14 protein-coding genes are annotated in these 17007 nt (G+C 45.1%); 10 read left to right on the top strand and 4 right to left on the bottom strand.

Annotation, left to right across the window (positions count from 1 at the left end):
* The first annotated feature begins 102 nt into the window (after positions 1 to 102).
* The 7 genes from B2739_RS15810 (at position 103) to B2739_RS15780 (ending at position 10154) form a co-directional block, all read left to right on the top strand.
* Positions 103 to 1398 (top strand): hypothetical protein, encoded by a 1296-nt coding sequence (locus tag B2739_RS15810; RefSeq protein WP_331346817.1) that lies wholly within the window; start codon positions 103 to 105, stop codon positions 1396 to 1398.
* Positions 1399 to 1400: 2 nt separating this feature from the next.
* Positions 1401 to 1724, top strand: coding sequence for a DUF2523 family protein (locus B2739_RS15805; RefSeq protein WP_331346816.1), 324 nt, complete (start codon positions 1401 to 1403; stop codon positions 1722 to 1724).
* Positions 1721 to 2941 carry a zonular occludens toxin family protein gene (locus B2739_RS15800; RefSeq protein WP_331346815.1) on the top strand — a complete coding sequence of 407 codons (1221 nt, stop codon included), beginning with the start codon at positions 1721 to 1723 and terminating at the stop codon, positions 2939 to 2941. Before B2739_RS15805 ends, B2739_RS15800 begins: the two co-directional genes overlap by 4 nt.
* 250 nt (positions 2942 to 3191) lie before the next feature.
* Positions 3192 to 6287 carry a glycoside hydrolase family 15 protein gene (locus B2739_RS15795; protein WP_331346814.1) on the top strand — a complete coding sequence of 1032 codons (3096 nt, stop codon included), beginning with the start codon at positions 3192 to 3194 and terminating at the stop codon, positions 6285 to 6287.
* A gap of 129 nt (positions 6288 to 6416) precedes the next feature.
* Positions 6417 to 7868: a TrkH family potassium uptake protein gene (locus B2739_RS15790; protein WP_331346813.1), complete on the top strand. Its 1452-nt coding sequence runs from the start codon at positions 6417 to 6419 to the stop codon at positions 7866 to 7868.
* Positions 7868 to 9394 (top strand): ATP-binding protein, encoded by a 1527-nt coding sequence (locus tag B2739_RS15785; RefSeq protein ID WP_331346812.1) that lies wholly within the window; start codon positions 7868 to 7870, stop codon positions 9392 to 9394. Before B2739_RS15790 ends, B2739_RS15785 begins: the two co-directional genes overlap by 1 nt.
* Before the next feature lie 70 nt (positions 9395 to 9464).
* Positions 9465 to 10154 carry a response regulator gene (locus B2739_RS15780; protein ID WP_331346811.1) on the top strand — a complete coding sequence of 230 codons (690 nt, stop codon included), beginning with the start codon at positions 9465 to 9467 and terminating at the stop codon, positions 10152 to 10154.
* A gap of 131 nt (positions 10155 to 10285) precedes the next feature.
* On the opposite strand, the gene B2739_RS15775 is transcribed toward B2739_RS15780, so the two are convergent.
* The 4 genes from B2739_RS15775 to B2739_RS15760 form a co-directional block, all read right to left on the bottom strand.
* A complete protein-coding gene (locus B2739_RS15775) occupies positions 10286 to 11290 on the bottom strand; it encodes a right-handed parallel beta-helix repeat-containing protein (protein WP_331346810.1) in 1005 nt (334 codons plus the stop codon).
* Positions 11291 to 11495: 205 nt separating this feature from the next.
* A complete protein-coding gene (locus B2739_RS15770) occupies positions 11496 to 11864 on the bottom strand; it encodes a hypothetical protein (protein WP_331346809.1) in 369 nt (122 codons plus the stop codon).
* 25 nt (positions 11865 to 11889) lie between these two features.
* Positions 11890 to 12723 carry a peptidylprolyl isomerase gene (locus tag B2739_RS15765; protein WP_331346808.1) on the bottom strand — a complete coding sequence of 278 codons (834 nt, stop codon included), beginning with the start codon at positions 12721 to 12723 and terminating at the stop codon, positions 11890 to 11892.
* 160 nt (positions 12724 to 12883) lie between these two features.
* Positions 12884 to 13861 (bottom strand): HPP family protein, encoded by a 978-nt coding sequence (locus B2739_RS15760; RefSeq protein ID WP_331346807.1) that lies wholly within the window; start codon positions 13859 to 13861, stop codon positions 12884 to 12886.
* A 167-nt stretch (positions 13862 to 14028) separates the two neighbouring features.
* Between B2739_RS15760 and B2739_RS15755 the strand changes: the two genes are divergently transcribed.
* The 3 genes from B2739_RS15755 to cueR are packed head-to-tail and all read left to right on the top strand — an operon-like array spanning position 14029 to position 16982.
* Complete coding sequence (locus B2739_RS15755) at positions 14029 to 14226, top strand: heavy-metal-associated domain-containing protein (RefSeq protein WP_331346806.1); 198 nt, start codon at positions 14029 to 14031, stop codon at positions 14224 to 14226.
* Positions 14227 to 14232: 6 nt separating this feature from the next.
* Entirely contained in the window at positions 14233 to 16518 is a 2286-nt protein-coding gene (locus B2739_RS15750) for a heavy metal translocating P-type ATPase (RefSeq protein ID WP_331347109.1), read from the top strand.
* Complete coding sequence (cueR, locus tag B2739_RS15745) at positions 16515 to 16982, top strand: Cu(I)-responsive transcriptional regulator (protein ID WP_331346805.1); 468 nt, start codon at positions 16515 to 16517, stop codon at positions 16980 to 16982. The genes B2739_RS15750 and cueR overlap by 4 nt, the downstream gene beginning before the upstream one ends.
* Positions 16983 to 17007: the final 25 nt, after the last annotated feature.

Here is a 17007-nt window from a genome sequence, read left to right as displayed (position 1 = left end):
TTTGGATTCTACACTGGCCGTATTTCGTAACAGTATTTTTACTGGTTGCATCAAATGAAAAAAAACCCGCACTAACATGCCCGCGTTACTGCGGGTTTTTTAATGGAAAAAATTATGCGCTATTTATATTCACTATTTTTTTTAGTATTCAGTTTGCATAGTAATTTTGTTTTTTCTCAAGCCGTCCCTAACTGTACTAATCCCTACAATCTTGGTTGTCTTGATGCTCAAACAGTAGGCCCTAATGCGTCATGGTGCCAAGGTCAATCACCCGATAAATTTTTGCTTGATAAAGGCCAAATGGGTTGTCCTGCTAATCACAATTATTACGCCTGTGTAGTAATGTCTAACTGTTCATGCCCTCAGGGGCAGAAGTTTAATGTTACTGAAGTACTTGGCGTTAAGAAGGGCGAATGTATTCCTGATGAACCTCCAGCACCAGAGGAGTGTATATCACCTAATGTTAAAAATTTACAATCTGGTGAGTGTGAACCAAAAACAGAATGTACTTACCCACAACTTTATGATTTTTACAGCAATTCATGTACTAATAATCCTCCTAATTGCGCACAGGGATGTAAACCAAATCCATTAGAGCCTGGTGCCTGTTTATGTACCAATGAGCCTAATTGTCCGGATGGTTGGGCTCTTGGCGCTACTGGAACTACTTGTGTTCCTAGTACTAATTCTTCAACACCAACTTCAACACCAACTTCAACACCAGCTTCTCAGCCGTCCCAAAATTCAAGTACACCTTCTGCTACATCTTCTTCGCCTGATACATCGGGCGGTGATGATGGCTCAGGTGGAAGCGGCGGTGGTGGTGATGATGGAAATAATACTGGCGGTGGTGCTGGTTCTTCTTCTGGCACTACTTCAAGTTCTCCTTCTAGTGCTGGTGGTGGTGGTGGTTCCGGTACTAATTGGATTCCTGTTAATTCTGATTCTGATTGTCCTAATAAATTTCAAGATACCAATGGTCAATGGTGGTGTATGGGAAGTGGTGGTGTTTCAAGTCAAGGTGCTGGCAATTGTGATCCGACTGCCCACGATTATTTGTCCTGTATTTCTCGTGAAAATGAGGGCGGTGGCGATGGTGGTGATGATGAAACAACTGAATTAAAACTCGGCGAATACACCCAAGATTTGCAAGCTCGCTTACAACAAGCAAAGGATAAATATTCAGCAAAAATAAATACCATTAAAAGCGAATTTTCAGAGCAAATGGCCGTGAATATTTCCGCTGGTGGCGGCGGCCTTCCTTCGCATCAAGTAGAGCTTTATGGTGTTAGTTTTGAGGGTGGTATAGCTGCTCGTTCTGATTTTTTTAGTCAGATTAGCTGGCTTTTTATGGCTGTTGCTGCCGTTCTTTCGCTTTATATTATTTTGTCGAGGTAATTATGATTCCTGATGTTATGGAGTTGCTTAATTCTTTTGTTGAATTGATCAATGAGCTTCCTGCTAAGTCAGATAGTTATTGGGAGCGCATTGTTTTGTGGATCATTATTTCTTATATCGAGTTGAAGGTTGTTGCTATTGATTTTGCTTGGGGTTTTGCTTCTTCAATTTTGAGTGCTGTTGGTGTTTCTCAGAGTATCCAACAAGCATGGAGTTTTGTTTCTCCTGATATGGCTTCTGTTTTGTCGTATTTGCGTATTCCTGATGCTATTAATCTTGTTATGAACGCTTACATCACCCGTTTTATTTTGGGGTTATTACCATGACAGCTGTAATCCATCACGGTGCACCCGGCTCATATAAAACTTTTAGTATTGTTCAGCGTGTTTTAATTCCTGCGCTTCAAGAAGGGCGCATGGTTATTACTAATATTCGCGGTTTTGATTCAATTGATCGCATCCGTGAAGTTTTAAATATTGAAATACCTGATAGTGCGCAAATTTTATATGTAGAACCTAACGAGCTTGGCTATCAGACGTTAGCAAAGTTTTTTCACTGGGCTCCTGCCGGTGCCCTTATTGCAATGGATGAAGGGCAGAGGGTTTATCCAACTCGCACCAAGCGTTTTGATGAGCTGGATCAACCAGCCGATATTGTTATTTGTGATGCTGAAAATAATCCGCTTATTGATATTAAAACTGGCCAGCCAATTTATAGGCCATCCACAGTAGAAAATGCATTTGATCAGCACCGGCATTTTAATTGGGATATTTATATATCCACTCCTAACATTTCCAAGATACACAGTGAAATACGTAAAACAGTCGAGTGGGGCTATCGTCATCGCGATAACACCGGCCTTTTGCCTTGGTTTAAAAATACGTGGACGGAATTTAGACATGACTCTGAACAAAGTGGAAAATCAGTCGCTCACTACTCGGGCGCTCCCAAGCGCTATAAAGCAGATAAAAAAATCTTCCAGTGTTACCAATCAACCGCTACAGGAAGTGCTAAAACTTCAAACGAAAATATATCTATATTTCGCGACCCTAAGCTTCGCGCTCTCGGATTGGTATTTTTCGTCGCCGTTTCCATTTTTATTTACCAAAGCCAAGCTGCTTATGATCGCCTTATGGGTGGTGCTGCGTCCTCATCTGATGGCACTATTGCGGTTCCTGCGCAAGCTGCTGTTTCGCCTGTTCCTTTACATCATCATGATATTGGCAACCGCAATGTTATTGAAAACATGCACCCGCGTACTGTTCCTGTAAATCCGATTGAAACAGCGCAGCTTTTTTACACAGGATCCATAAATAATCGTTTTATGTTTGAGGCGCTCTGGCCGGATGGCTCTGTTACTTTTTTGGGACTTCCTGAGCTGGAGCGATTTGGCTATATCGTCAAGGAGCGTATTGGCGCGGTTGTTGCCTTTGATCTTAATGGAAAGCTGGTTTACGCTTTACCTAAACCTCGTGCACCAATTCAGGAGCGCGTAGCGACTATGGAGCGGAGCGCGACTGAAATTGGTGCATTTGGGATATAAATTTTATTTAAACTAATTGAATGACAATCGAGCTTAAGCGCTAGTGGCGAATGCATGAGTCTGTCTGGCGCACAGCAATCAACACACAAATACCTTAAATTTCCGAAGAGTCAGGTGTTGGGGATAATACTTAATTGCGCATAATGTATATTATGTTAAATTGAGTATTATAGAAAAATCAAAGGGTTATAGTTGCTCCCTTATATTTTGCTTTCCATCAGTGACTCTTCGGCTTAACCGCGAAGAGCCTATGAAGCACAAACAACTGTTAGAGCGTGTGTACGCTGAAGTCGAAACAGTCATTCTTAGTAAACAGCATCCTGTTACCGGGCTGCTTCCTGCCAGTACCGCTATTAATAATCACGGTGATTACACCGACGCATGGGTGCGCGATAACGTCTATTCGATTATCTGTGTGTGGACATTGTCCATCGCTTGCAGGCACCAAGGCGAAGAGCATAAATGTGACCAGCTTGAACAAGCCACTATCAAACTGATGCGCGGTTTGTTGCAGTCAATGATGCGTCAGGCGCAAAAAGTCGAAAAATTCAAACACTCGCTGGATAACCGCGATGCACTTCACGCGAAATACGATACTGCTACCGGTTTACCCGTCGTCGCTGATGATGCCTGGGGGCATTTGCAGATTGATGCGACCTCTTTATTTCTACTGATGTTGGCGCAAATGAGCGCCTCCGGGTTGCGTATTGTGTGTACGCAAGACGAGGTGGATTTTATCCAAAACCTGGTTTATTACATCGCCAGCGCTTACCGTACACCTGACTATGGAATCTGGGAGCGAGGCAACAAAGTTAATAACGGTAAAACAGAAATTAATGCCAGTTCTGTGGGCATGGCCAAAGCGGCTTTACAGGCATTGGATGGATTTAATTTGTTTGGAAAACATGCGGACAAAAGGGCAACGATCCATGTAATTGCCGATGCAATTTCTCTTGCCAGAACCACCCTCGCCTCACTTTTGCCACGGGAATCTTTGTCGAAAGAAACAGACAGCGCCCTGTTAAGTATTATTGGCTTCCCTGCATTTGCAGTTGGTAAGGAAACACTCGCAACCCAGACACGCGATGCTGTTTTGACCAAGTTAGGCGGCAATTATGGCTGTAAACGTTTCTTATGGGATGGGCACCAAACCGTACTAGAGGAAAGCTCGCGTATTTATTATGAGCACGATGAGCTGGGAAATTTTGATAACGTAGAATCTGAGTGGCCACTTTTTTTTACTTATCTCTATATCACCGCTTTATTTGATGGCAGCGAAGCAACTGCGAAACATTATCGCAAAAAATTGGAATCGCTAATGGTTCATGTGAACGGTATAGGTTTATTACCAGAGCTTTACTATTTGCCATTAGAAAATGTAGAAGCGGAAAAAAAGAATCCTCGATCACAAACGCGCATCCCCAATGAAAATATTCCACTTGTGTGGGCCCAAAGTTTGTATTTGACTGGATTGATGCTAGACGAAGGCTTGGTGAGCACGGACGATCTTGATCCATTGAAAATGCGCAGGCGCTCTACCCGGTTTATTAAATCCAATATTGCATTAGTGGTGCTTGCTGAAAACGATACTATTAAACAACACCTTGCGAAATACGGTGTTATCGCAGAAAGCTTGCAAGATATAAAGCCGATGGGAGTGATCTCAGCCTCCAGCTTAATGGAAGCCTATGCTCACATTGGTGAGAATAAAGCCTTGGGACTGAGTGGTAGGCCACGACGCCGGGTGCAAAGTTTGGCTACATCGCAAACTTATGAAATCAATAATAAAATTTATTTAAGCTTGTCCTGGCTGCAAAGCGAACGAGAGGATTATCGCCGTTACGATGCACAATGGGTTATTGAAAGTTTAGCGCAAGAAATCCATTTCATTTATAAAAACTGGCTCAGTTCCGAAGTTGCTGTATTTACTTTAATGATGGATCATCGTCTGTACAAAGTGCCCAATGCAGAATTATTATTTGAAGCTTTGCGCGCATATCAATTGCGTACTGAATATGAATATGTTGGTTATGCTTCGGCTAATCTTGCTCATCGCGCTTCACGTGTAAATAGTCTATCTATCCCCTATTTTCATATTGCTTCACTCAATAACCAATTGCAGGCCATTGTGACTGATGATGCTTTAACGGCCGAGCAATTAGAGCCTGCGGCAGCTTCATTGCTGGAAAATTTCTATACCGAAAGCGACATTATTACTTATCGAAAATTTTCGCTGTATGTAAAAAATCATAAGCTGTCTGATAACATTGGAATTAACGGAGCAGAAGTCACAGTAAAAGATTTAATTCGTGATGTTTTTTATCGATCACAAAAAGTCAATTACTGGTTGCTTGCCCGTTTCTGCTTTTCACAATTGAATTATACGCTCACTGATCTTTCTGATAGCCTGACCTTGCTGGCTGCACGTAATTTGACTATCACCGTTGGTGACAACAATCATACAGAAATTAAAGTCGATCAGTCATTTTCCAATGCCACCTACTTTGAAAGTGTACGGCAATTATTTCCTGACTTATTAGAACGCACGTTAGTGCAAGAATTAATTTCTGCAATAGGCTCATTAATCCGCTCCGAGCCTAACTTGTTTAATGGTTTACATTCAGTTCAATTGCGCAACTTCATGTTGCTCTGCGCAATGGACAAAGGTGATGCTGAAGATGTGAGTATGCTTGAGTGGCTTGGCTTGCAATCACCTGCCAGGCTGTATAAGAAAATTCGCGCAATCTTAACATCGCGCAAGAAAGTGTTTTCCCAAGGGATTAATCATGTAACCCCCTATAAAATTCATCACAATGACAATATCGATGATGAAAATCCCGTGCTCTCGGATGCAATGGATACCGACTGGCTTGAGTGGCGTACAGCGCGCGGATTGATTACCCATTTCGATGCAAACTTCCTTAAAGATATTTGGCATAGCTTAATGTTTGCCGAGACATTGCTATTCAGTAATGCGTCGGGTGGAAGTTTTAATCTGGACTGTAAAACGATTCGCAAATCTATGACCCCGGGAGAAGAAAGCTTTGCACATTTGATCGATCAGCTTACCCATAGGCTCTATCCTGCCTATTACAAAAGTGCCGTAGTAGAAGCCCTTTATGCATATACGCAGTTCTGCATTAATAATCCGCAAATGCGATTCCAAAAACCATTGGTATTTCGTGATGTGCTTGAACGCGCAGCAGCCCGTTATATACAAGAGCGCAAATCCCAGATGAACAGCTTGGGTATAGAAACAGATTTGACTGTTTTTATGCAGCAATCGCCGCATATAGTGAATCTGTATGTCACATTGATTTATGCAGAGATCACCCAACCTTACTGATGGGGTGCCTCCTAAGCAGCTGTTTATGGGGTTTTACGAAATATATACCGCCTCCCCATAGGCTCGCCCTACCCTTAGGTTTAAAATGCGCTACATTCATTGGGTGTCATTTGGCTTAAGTTGGATATTATGAAATTATTGGGGCCTACGCTGCTGATTTTGGGCGCAATCCTGAACATTCTTGCGTTGTTTATGTTGGTGCCGCTGGCGTTATCTATAACCTATAACAGTGATAATCAGCTTGCATTTTTTTCTTCGGCAACCATCACCAGTATTGCAGGAATTGTTTTTCTTATAATCGGTAAAAAATCCCGTTTGGATTTCATGCAGCCCCGGCAGGTGTTTTTAATCACCACGACCGCGTGGACCGGTGTTTCTCTCTTTAGCGCGCTACCTTTTATCCTGATTGATCATCCACTCAGTATTGCCGATGCCGTATTTGAGGCAGTTTCAGGTGTGACATCGACTGGTTCGTCCGTTATGGCGGGCTTAGATACGCTGCCTAAAGATATTTTGCTCTGGCGCTCCATGCTCAATTGGATTGGTGGGGTTGGGATTATCGGAATGGCGATTGCTGTATTGCCATTCTTGCGTGTGGGTGGCATGCGCCTGTTTAAGACAGAATCATCGGACTGGTCAGATAAAGCCATGCCGCGAGCGCAAAGCCTGATGGCAATGATTATCTATTCTTATATTTTGCTCTCATTAATTTGTTGTTTGGCATTTTGGTTGGCAGGAATGGATATTTTCAATGCAATCAATCATGCAATGACAACCGTTTCTACAGGTGGATTTTCTACATCAGACAGTTCATTTGCCCAGTTTGATAGCTTGCTGATCCATTGGATCGCTGTTGTTTTTATGTTGGCTGGCGCATTTCCATTTGTGCTGTTTGTACGCTTATTGGTGAATAAAAAATGGGTGATATTTAGCGATACCCAAGTGCGTGGATTACTGTGGGCGGTAGCCATGACAACAACCGTCTTGACGATACAATTGATCGTTACAGACCAGATGGAACCACTCCGTGCATTGACGATGGCCTGTTTTAATTTGGTGTCTGTGATCACGACAACCGGTTTTGCATCGGGCGACTACCAACTTTGGGGGCCCTTGGCGTTGGTGATTTTCTTCTTTGTCACCTTTATTGGAGGCTGTTCCGGTTCTACCACAGGCGGAATAAAAGTGTTCCGTTTGCAGATTTTTGCCGGTTTGGTAAAAGAACAAATAATGACTGCAATCCATCCTCGCGCCATTATCAGTCGCCGCTATAACAACCGTTTAATCAGCTCCGAAATTATTGCATCTTCTATTTCATATATGTTTTTGATGGCGGCCTGCTTGGTAGTCATCGCCGCCATACTCGCGCTAACCGGATTGGATCTGGTAACAAGCTTTACGGGTTCTGCAACAGCGCTAATGAACGTAGGCCCCGGGTTAGGCCCTATTATTGGCCCTTCTGGTAATTTTTCCAGTTTAAGTGATACCGCAAAATGGGCGCTCTCTGCAGGAATGCTATTGGGGCGGTTGGAATTTTTGACAATTCTTGTATTGTTTACTCCTGCATTTTGGCGAGCATAATGAACACAGAACAATTACTGCGTAAATTCGCCTACCCCATTGGAATATTATTTCCCTGGTTATTAACACCCTTTGCTTTTTTGGTGACCGACTCCCTTCCCAAGGCGAATGTTCCATTGCTGTATATCGTGATGGTTGTTTTTATTGCCATCAATGTAACAGTAGAGTTGGCAATCATTAATGCGCTGTCCAGTTTTTTTGCATTCAGTTTCTTTTTTGCCGAACCTTATGGATCAATAATGATCCATCAGGATGAAGACCTCCTGACAATCTCTTTGTTTTTGTTGACATCCGTTTTGGTGGGATACATGGCTACCAAACATAAAAAAAATGTCCAGAAAATTCGCATGCGTGAGTTCATGACGGATATTGAATTGGAATTGCTAGAGCGCCTCCCGAAAGCGATCGACACCAAAGATGTAATAGAAGCCTTACGCGATGCGCTCAAGCCTTGGCGTGAACATTGTGTGCTCATTACTCACGATGATAACTGGGCCACCCATCCGATGATCCGTCGGCTCACCAATTTACGCAAAACGTATTTGGAAGAATTACTGGAGTTGCGTTTAACAGATGAAGTCATTAAAAAAATTCCTGAACTTGAACAAGAACATGACGTGTACTTTTTGTATAGTTCCCGCCAAGTGATAGGTCTTTTGAGAATTGCTGCTGAAAATATTCCACACTTACCGCGTGACATTTTTTTATTGTTACTACATCAGGTAAATATCTCGTTGGAACGTACACGATTAGCGGCCGACTTGGAAAAAGAAAAAATTGCCAAAGAAAATGAATTGCTGCGCTCATCGCTGCTCTCTTCGGTTTCACATGACTTTCGCACCCCATTGACAACCATGATTGGCGCAACATCAACTGTGCTTGAGTTTGGTGAGCACTTGGATAAACAGCAAACAAAAGAGTTGTTAAGTACAGTGCTGGAAGAGGCTGAGCGGCTTAATCGCTATACCCAAAACTTGCTGGATATGACCCGCCTTGGCTTTGGGCAAATGAAACTGGAATGTGATTGGGTCAGCATCGAAGAGATCCTTGGGGTAGTTAAAAAGCGTTTGCGCCCCCTTTTAATAAGAAATTATTTAACCGAATCGATCAGTCCGGACATGCCTTCGCTGTATGTGCATGCGGCATTTTTAGAGCAGGCAATTTTTAATATTATCGATAACGCTATTAAATTCTCTCCTCCTGATGCCAGTATTGATATTGAATGTACAACAGAGAACAATAAAATTATTATCCTGATTTGCGATCAGGGAACCGGAATTCCGGAAGACGAACGCGAAAAAGTATTTGAGCGTTTTCATACAGCAGAAAAAGGTGACCGCCGTAAATCCGGCAGCGGCCTTGGCTTGACCATCTGCCGCGGAATGGTAGTTGCCCATGGAGGGACAGTCAGGATTCAGGCTAACCCCAAACGAATTGGTAACAAGTACAATCCCGGGTGTTGTTTGCGCATCGAGCTCCCTATTCATGAGCAAAACTCGCAGCAATTGCCTAAAACAGAAGAATAAATATTTAACAGCGATATAACACTGGCACTTGCGTTGGATAGTTATACTCGTCCTCCTAAACGGAGTCGCTATGAGCAAAATTTTGATTATTGATGACGAACCCCAAATTCGTCGTTTCCTGCAAATCGGTCTGACTGCACAAGGTTATGTTATCCGTGAGGCTGATAATGGCCGTCAGGGGCTGACTATAGCAGCGGAAGAATCACCGGATCTGATCATTTTGGATATGGGGTTGCCCGATCTTGATGGGCAGGTTGTTCTGAAGAAATTGCGCGATTTTTTTCATCAACCCATCATCGTATTATCTGTACGCAACCGTGAATCAGAAATTGTGCAAGCGCTTGACCAAGGCGCCAATGATTATGTTGTAAAACCATTCGGCATTCAGGAGTTACTGGCGCGTATCCGGGGGCTGATAAAAGCCTTTGGGCCCAGCGTAGAAAGCGTGCATAAATTTCAGGATGAGCGTGTCCTGATTGATTTACAAGAGCGGAAACTGGTTGTGGATGGTGAAGTTGCAAAACTATCGCGCAAAGAATTTGAATTGTTAAAGCGGCTCATCAATAACGCAGGCCGCCTGGTCACGCAGCAACAATTATTGCGTGAAATTTGGGGTGGAACCCATGTAGAAGACACCCATTACTTGCGTATTTTTATTGCACGTTTACGCACCAAATTAGGTGATGACCCCTCCAATCCTCGCTACATTGAAACAGAGCCAGGCGTTGGTTATCGCTTTTTACCTAATGTTGAAAACTAACTCTCAAAAATAAAAATGCTCGCGACCAAACGTGGTCGCGAGCGGTTGTAACTACATCCTGTACACACACATCTAAAGCTGAACACATCGACCAATCAATAACACATCACCAATCGAAAAGCCGTACGAACCTAGCGGCAAATAGCACCTATATTTTCTACCAAACCGGATGTGGCTTCGCTAATGCATCCGCGCTTATTGTTAATAAACTGCGCGCCAACCAACATATTGTTAATGCAGGATGCATCATTTGCCAAAACACCCATGCCGCCTGAACGCGAGATAACTACTCCGGTAAATGTATTTCCCGTTGCAGCGGTAGTTGGGTCAGTATTAACCTGTGCAAGGAAAATTCCGTGCTGTGCGTTATCGCGGATATGTAAATTGGTGAATGAATTATCCAGCGAGTCGCGCATGAAAATGCCTACTGTGCGATTGTCTGCAATCGTCACATCATAAAATTTATTGTTGTTAAATTTTATGTCGGTTGAAATTCCGGCTGCTTTGTTTCCGTATAAATGAATGCCTGAGAAAGTACTGTCTTCAGTTTCGTACCCGGCAAGGCCGTCGAACTCATTATCATAGGATGTGTAATCGCGTACGGTTAGACGACGACAGCCAAGTTCGGTCACCAAGCCTCCAGACATAGCACCAAATACCGTCACTGATTGCACGGTGCAATCAACGCAGCGGCGAATGCTAATACCATTGTTGCGCAATGGAAATTCATTACTGCATGGGCCTCCCATGCATTCAGAAGTTTGGTTTGCGCGGTTACCATCGATCATTAATTCTTTCACACGAATATGGCGCACGGCACGGCTGGGAATATTTTCAGTAGTGCCCATCACAATGACAGGGGCATTTATATTGTCGGCAAGGCGCAACAAACTCGCCGCTCCCATACCGCGTAAGCTGATATTGTTGCGATCAATGACGATAGGATGCGTGCATACATAGGTTCCTGCAGGCAGTACTACTTCACCACCTTCGGGAGGTAATTTATTGATAGCATTTTGAATTGCGGTGCAGGTTTTTTCCTTGACGATTTCTGTTGCAGAAGCAAAAACAGATACGCACATCATCAACACGATCAGTAATGTCCATACAGCGTGTGAGCCAGATTTTGTTTTCATAGCAGCCTCACTTGAACACAAGAATTAATCTTGCTTTATTGAAGCCTAGCTCTAAAAAAACGATCAACAATGAAAAAAACGTCTTTAGCCAAAAAAAATCTAACTTATACAAGCGACCTAATCGGCGGCCATATAAAGTGTGTATTCCAGAAACACAAAAGGAGCCAAAGGCTCCTTTTGTCACACTGCTGTTTTATAAAGCGGGTTACTGCTCTGCTTTGGGCATAAGCGGATTACAGTTTTTAATGGTTACTCGCCCTTCCAACAAATTGCCTTTGGAGTACTCACTGAAAATACAGGTATTGTTTTCAGGGTTGTAATTTTCGATCCACAGATTCTCGTCTTTCCAGGTTGCCTGAATGTGCATTTGGCCCTTGGGAACTTCGATGGACATAACGCCGCCGTAATTTTTAACAAAGTGTTGCTCGTAATGGAAAAAGTACATTAACCATCCGATCAACAACACTGCCAAGCCGCCAATCAAGCCCGCCTTCCAGCGCAGATAACGGCCAACGCCCCAAAACACAAATAGAGCAACACTGATAACAGCAATCCAGTACAGATAGGTAATCACAAGCCTTCCCTCACGGTCGTTGAATTTAGCCCTTATTCAACAGGCTTTTGCGCCCCAGTGCAACCAAGGCGAGTGCCAGTAAGCTGAATAAGCCCAGACTGCCGCTGCCGCCATCTTTTTTATCTTCTTTTTGATTAATCAGGGTGTTTTTGGCTGGATTCAAACTTGAAGCGGTATCAGGATCGGCATTGAGTACAACAATATTTTCGATCAAAACCAGATTGTTGCCAGTAACTGGCTTGTTAGCTACCTGATCTGCTGCCGAGTAGTCACGCAGCGGGAAGCCTTCAAATATACCCACATTGAAACGATTCAGCGCAGCAATCGCATCGACTACTACCATTCCCTCACCCATTACTTGGCCGAATACGCTAAATCCGCCGTTGTTGGTGTCGAGCACAAAGCCATGGCTCTTGTCGGTGGCATTTTTATCATTGAGATTGATGAACCACTGGTTGGTGGCAGAGTTTGGATTGCCCGCTAATTTTGCCATGGCAATCGTGCCACGTAGATTTGAATAGACGGGTTCATTTTCAACGGCAGCATTTTGTGCAACTGCTGTCAGTGGCAACTCGCCGTTGAATTTATAACCGCCACCTTGAATAACAAAATCCTTCACCGAGCGATGCACGATAGTGTTTTTGTAGGCTTCGGCATTGACGTAAGCCAGGAAGTTGGCAACGGTTTTGGGAGTGGTTTTATCAAACAAATTAACTTCAAAATCGCCCAATACAGTTTGGAACTGGACAGTAGTGGCGCTTGCCGCTTGGGTCATGAACAGGCCTGCACTTAGGCACGCGACCGATAAAGTACTTTTGAGCCAGCTGGCTGGATTGGCAACATTGAATGAAGAACGCATGGTCGATAAACCTCTAATTATCAATTAACTGGCACAAGCGAATGCGATTGTTGCCATGAAAAAACCTTCAAGCCCAAGGGCTGGGGAATCTTATCCCGACTCCCCATCTCTACACACCTGAAATTTGTTGGATTTTGTAATAATCGATGGATTTATGACGTTAATCTTCGTCATCTAATTTCTTCCAATGGCCATTCGCTTGGGGTTTGACTTCATAGCGCGCCCATTGGCGAAATTCTGTACGAAGACAAATACCCGTGGCGTAGCCCCCCTCTCCGGCGACGACCTTATAAATGACCTGATCTTTACTGGCATCGGTGCTGTTGGCGGCGTCTACAACCTGGCGGACACTCCACAGGTTCCCCAACTTGCCGTTACTGTAGTAATGCCCGGCGGTAATCTGCTCCGGGTGGGTAATATTTTTCTCGGCGTGTTGTTTGGCCAGCTCCAATAATTGGGTCAGGTTTTCAGCGGTAATATCGACATAGGAGTTGAGTTGCTCCATCGCCGCAGAAAAGTCCTCTTGTGTTAATTCAAATTGACGCTCCGCCGCAACAGCAGGCTTGGCAATTTTGCGTCTGACGAGGTGTGCCGGATAGCGGCGCCAAGGAAAGAATGCGTTGAAAACAATAGCAACCAACATGATGCAGGCAACATTCACCAGTATGGGGTACAGCATGTACCAGTAATCGAGCCGGTAAATTTCGGCTCCACCTATAACGGCGGCCAGCGCCGTTGCACCGCCGGGTGGGTGCATGCAGCGAGCGAAATGCATCAGGCCGACGGCGAGGCCAACGGCAAGTGCAGGTGTCCAGGTTTGGTCAGGGAACAATTGCTGGCAGCTGACACCGATAAATGCCGATATCAAATGACCGCCAATGACCGCCCAAGGCTGTGACAGCGCACCTTGGGGGACAGCAAAGAGCAAAACGGCTGTGGCCCCCATTGAGGTGACCATTAACAACGTACCTGCGGTATGCATAAATCCATCGGGATAACACCAGCGCGCTCCCCAATAAACAGCCAATATTCCTAAAAAAGCGCCCACCCCTGAGATAATTTTCTCGGTATAACTAGTGGTGTTGCGCTCTATTCCAAAGAGTAACCGGGTTTCATGCAGCCAGTGTTTCAATGACATAACTCTCTTTCAGCACCAGAAAAGTGCGGAATCCTAGTGACTTACGTCGCACCGTGCAAATCAAAACACCGTATTTTTTTGCTTGACCTTACCACCATGGTAACGCTTAACCTGAATCTATCTTGATCAATCCAAGTGTTTACCAAGCCCGTACAGGAGAGTTCATCATGTATAAATTTGTGGTGATGACTATGACTTGTGGTGGTTGCGCAGCGGCAATTACCCGCGCCATCCAAAGCGTTGATGCATCGGCAAGGGTTAACGCAACACCGGCAAATCATTCAGTGGAAATAGAAAGCCGTTTGAGTCAAGGTGAAATTCTGGCGTTATTGGACGATGCTGGTTATCCCGCCCAACCGGTGTAAGAGGTGATGATGAAACACCACAGTGAAATAGATCTGGCGATTGAGGGGATGACCTGCGCATCCTGTGTTGCTCATGTTGAACGCGCGCTGGCCAAGGTTGATGGGGTTGAATCGGTTAGCGTCAATTTGACGACTGAGCGTGCGCATTTGAATCTGGCGAAAGCTGTGGCCAGTGAAGTGCTTATCCAAAAGGTTCAACAGGCAGGTTACAGCGCGCAGCTGATCGACCGCCAGCAGGCGACCGATCGCACAGATTCAGCAGCCAAACACGAACAGGAGCGGCTTGCCCTCAAACAACAATTCCAGTTGAGCCTTGCGCTGACCTTGCCCGTGTTTTTATTGGAGATGGGCAGCCATGCAATACCTGCATTCCACCATTGGTTAATGGCCCATCTCGGCTGGTGGAATTGGTTGATACAGGGGGTTTTGACAACGCTGGTGATGTTCGGCCCCGGGCGGATCTTTTACCGAAAAGGCCTGCCTGCCCTCGCCCGCCTTGCGCCTGATATGAATTCTCTTGTTGCCTTGGGCAGCCTTGCGGCCTGGATGTATTCGTTAGTAGCGACCTTCGCGCCTGCTGCTTTACCGGCGGGTACAGTCAATGTGTATTACGAAGCGGCGGCAGTCATAGTCACACTTATTTTGCTCGGCCGCTTGATGGAAGCCAACGCCCGCGGCCGCACCAGCGACGCAATCGCCCAGTTGGTAAAACTCCAACCACAAACGGCTACTCGCGTACAAGATGGCAAAACTGACGTTGTTGAACTTGCCATTATCCAACCGGGCGAATACTTGCTGGTTCGCCCCGGAGAACGGGTTCCACTGGACGGTGAAGTGGTAGAAGGCAGCTCGTTTATCGACGAATCCATGATGACCGGCGAGCCTATTCCGGTGAAAAAATCCGTAGGCGATGAGGTAATCGGCGGCACGCTCAATACCACCGGCTCGTTTACCTACAAAGTCACCCGCACCGGCAAAGACACCTTACTCGCGCGCATTATTGATTTGGTTGAAAATGCCCAAAGCGGCAAATTACCTATACAAGCCTTGGTCGATAAGATTACCGGCTGGTTTGTGCCAGTAGTGATTGCGATTGCAGCAATCACCTTTACTTTCTGGTTTATGTTTGGGCCCGAACCTTCGCTGGGTTTTGCCTTGGTCAATGCAGTGGCGGTGTTGATTATTGCCTGCCCCTGCGCAATGGGATTGGCAACACCCACCTCCATCATGGTGGGCACTGGCCGTGCAGCGACGATGGGATTGTTATTCCGTCGCGGCAGTGCACTGCAAGGTCTTGCCGACATCAAAACCATTGCGTTTGATAAAACCGGCACCTTGACGGTGGGCAAACCACAATTGACAGATTTTGAAGTCGCGCCGGGTTTTGACAAAAACCACTTATTGTCGTTCGCGCTCGCAGCCGAACAACGCTCTGAACACCCGATTGCCCACGCGTTAATTGAAGCAGCACAGCAGTTGAATATTACGGCGGGAGAGGTGGAAATATTTGAAGCGATTTCCGGTTCCGGTTTACGTGCGCGCATTTCCGGCCATTCAATTTTAATTGGCGCGGATCGGTTGTTCACACAACAAAAAATCGATCTCACACTATTTTCTGCTGTAGCAGAAAAACTTGCCGATGAAGGCAAAACACCCATTTACATGGCAGTGGATAACCAGATTGCCGCAGTGATGGCATTGGCCGACACTATCAAACCCGACGCTGTTGAATCATTAACAGCACTGCATCAATTAGGTTTTAATATTGCGATGGTTACCGGTGACAACCAGCGCACCGCGAATGCAATTGCAAAAAAATTGGGTATCGATACCGTTATTGCTGAAGTGTTGCCCGAACAAAAAGTGGATGCAGTAAAACAATTGCGCACTGAACATGGCAGCATTGCGTTTGTGGGTGATGGTATTAACGATGCACCGGCCCTTGCAGAAGCCGATTTGGGTTTGGCGATTGGAACTGGAACCGATATCGCTATTGAAAGTGCGGATTTGGTATTGGTCAGTGGCGATTTGCAGGGAGTGCCCAAAAGTATTGGGCTGGCGCGCGCGACTATGCGTAACATCAAGCAAAATTTATTTTGGGCGTTTGCGTATAACGCAGCACTGATCCCGTTAGCGGCGGGCGTAGCTTATCCGCTATGGGGTGTGTTGTTATCCCCCATGTTGGCAGCCGGTGCTATGGCACTATCAAGTGTATTTGTTGTCACCAATGCATTGCGTTTGCGTCGCTGGCAAGCTCCGCATATTGTTATGAAAAAAACAGGTCTGTCATGAATAAACGTGCACAAAAACCAACTTTGGAATTGGCCGATGCCCATGCACTGGGCTTGCACAGTATTGGCGAGGCAGCCAAATTAACTGGCATCAGCACCAAAATGATTCGTCATTACGAATCACTGGGGTTGGTTAGCCCGACCGATCGCACTTATGCAAATTATCGGGTTTATCAAACACGCGATATTCATTTGCTGCGCTTTATTAAAAGTGCGCGCGAGCTGGGTTTTTCAATGAAACAAATTGCGGTACTTGCAAGCCTTTGGCAAAACTCTGGCCGCAGCAGTGCTGAAGTTAAAAAATTGGCACTGGAACATATTCAAGAGATGGACGAGCGCATCCAGTCATTACAACAAATGCGCAATGCATTAAATGATTTGGCAGGGCGTTGTCACGGCGATGACAAACCCGATTGCCCGATCCTTGATGCAATTGCTTGTAATACATGCCACGGGGATCAATAATTTCACCATGAACAAGCACAAATAT

This window comes from Cellvibrio sp. UBA7661 (genome assembly GCA_002483365.1).
Lineage (GTDB): Bacteria > Pseudomonadota > Gammaproteobacteria > Pseudomonadales > Cellvibrionaceae > Cellvibrio.
This window is presented reverse-complemented; position numbering and strand designations above follow the sequence as displayed.

Bases quoted from the DNA above. Each gene is read 5' to 3' on its own strand.
- cueR (WP_331346805.1), top strand. From the start codon at position 16,515: ATGAATAAACGTGCACAAAAACCAACTTTGGAATTGGCCGATGCCCAT.
- B2739_RS15760 (WP_331346807.1), bottom strand. From the start codon at position 13,861: ATGTCATTGAAACACTGGCTGCATGAAACCCGGTTACTCTTTGGAATA.
- B2739_RS15765 (WP_331346808.1), bottom strand. From the start codon at position 12,723: ATGCGTTCTTCATTCAATGTTGCCAATCCAGCCAGCTGGCTCAAAAGT.
- B2739_RS15810 (WP_331346817.1), top strand. From the start codon at position 103: ATGGAAAAAATTATGCGCTATTTATATTCACTATTTTTTTTAGTATTC.
- B2739_RS15795 (WP_331346814.1), top strand. From the start codon at position 3,192: ATGAAGCACAAACAACTGTTAGAGCGTGTGTACGCTGAAGTCGAAACA.
- B2739_RS15790 (WP_331346813.1), top strand. From the start codon at position 6,417: ATGAAATTATTGGGGCCTACGCTGCTGATTTTGGGCGCAATCCTGAAC.
- B2739_RS15750 (WP_331347109.1), top strand. From the start codon at position 14,233: ATGATGAAACACCACAGTGAAATAGATCTGGCGATTGAGGGGATGACC.
- B2739_RS15800 (WP_331346815.1), top strand. From the start codon at position 1,721: ATGACAGCTGTAATCCATCACGGTGCACCCGGCTCATATAAAACTTTT.
- B2739_RS15780 (WP_331346811.1), top strand. From the start codon at position 9,465: ATGAGCAAAATTTTGATTATTGATGACGAACCCCAAATTCGTCGTTTC.
- B2739_RS15775 (WP_331346810.1), bottom strand. From the start codon at position 11,290: ATGAAAACAAAATCTGGCTCACACGCTGTATGGACATTACTGATCGTG.
- B2739_RS15755 (WP_331346806.1), top strand. From the start codon at position 14,029: ATGTATAAATTTGTGGTGATGACTATGACTTGTGGTGGTTGCGCAGCG.
- B2739_RS15785 (WP_331346812.1), top strand. From the start codon at position 7,868: ATGAACACAGAACAATTACTGCGTAAATTCGCCTACCCCATTGGAATA.
- B2739_RS15805 (WP_331346816.1), top strand. From the start codon at position 1,401: ATGATTCCTGATGTTATGGAGTTGCTTAATTCTTTTGTTGAATTGATC.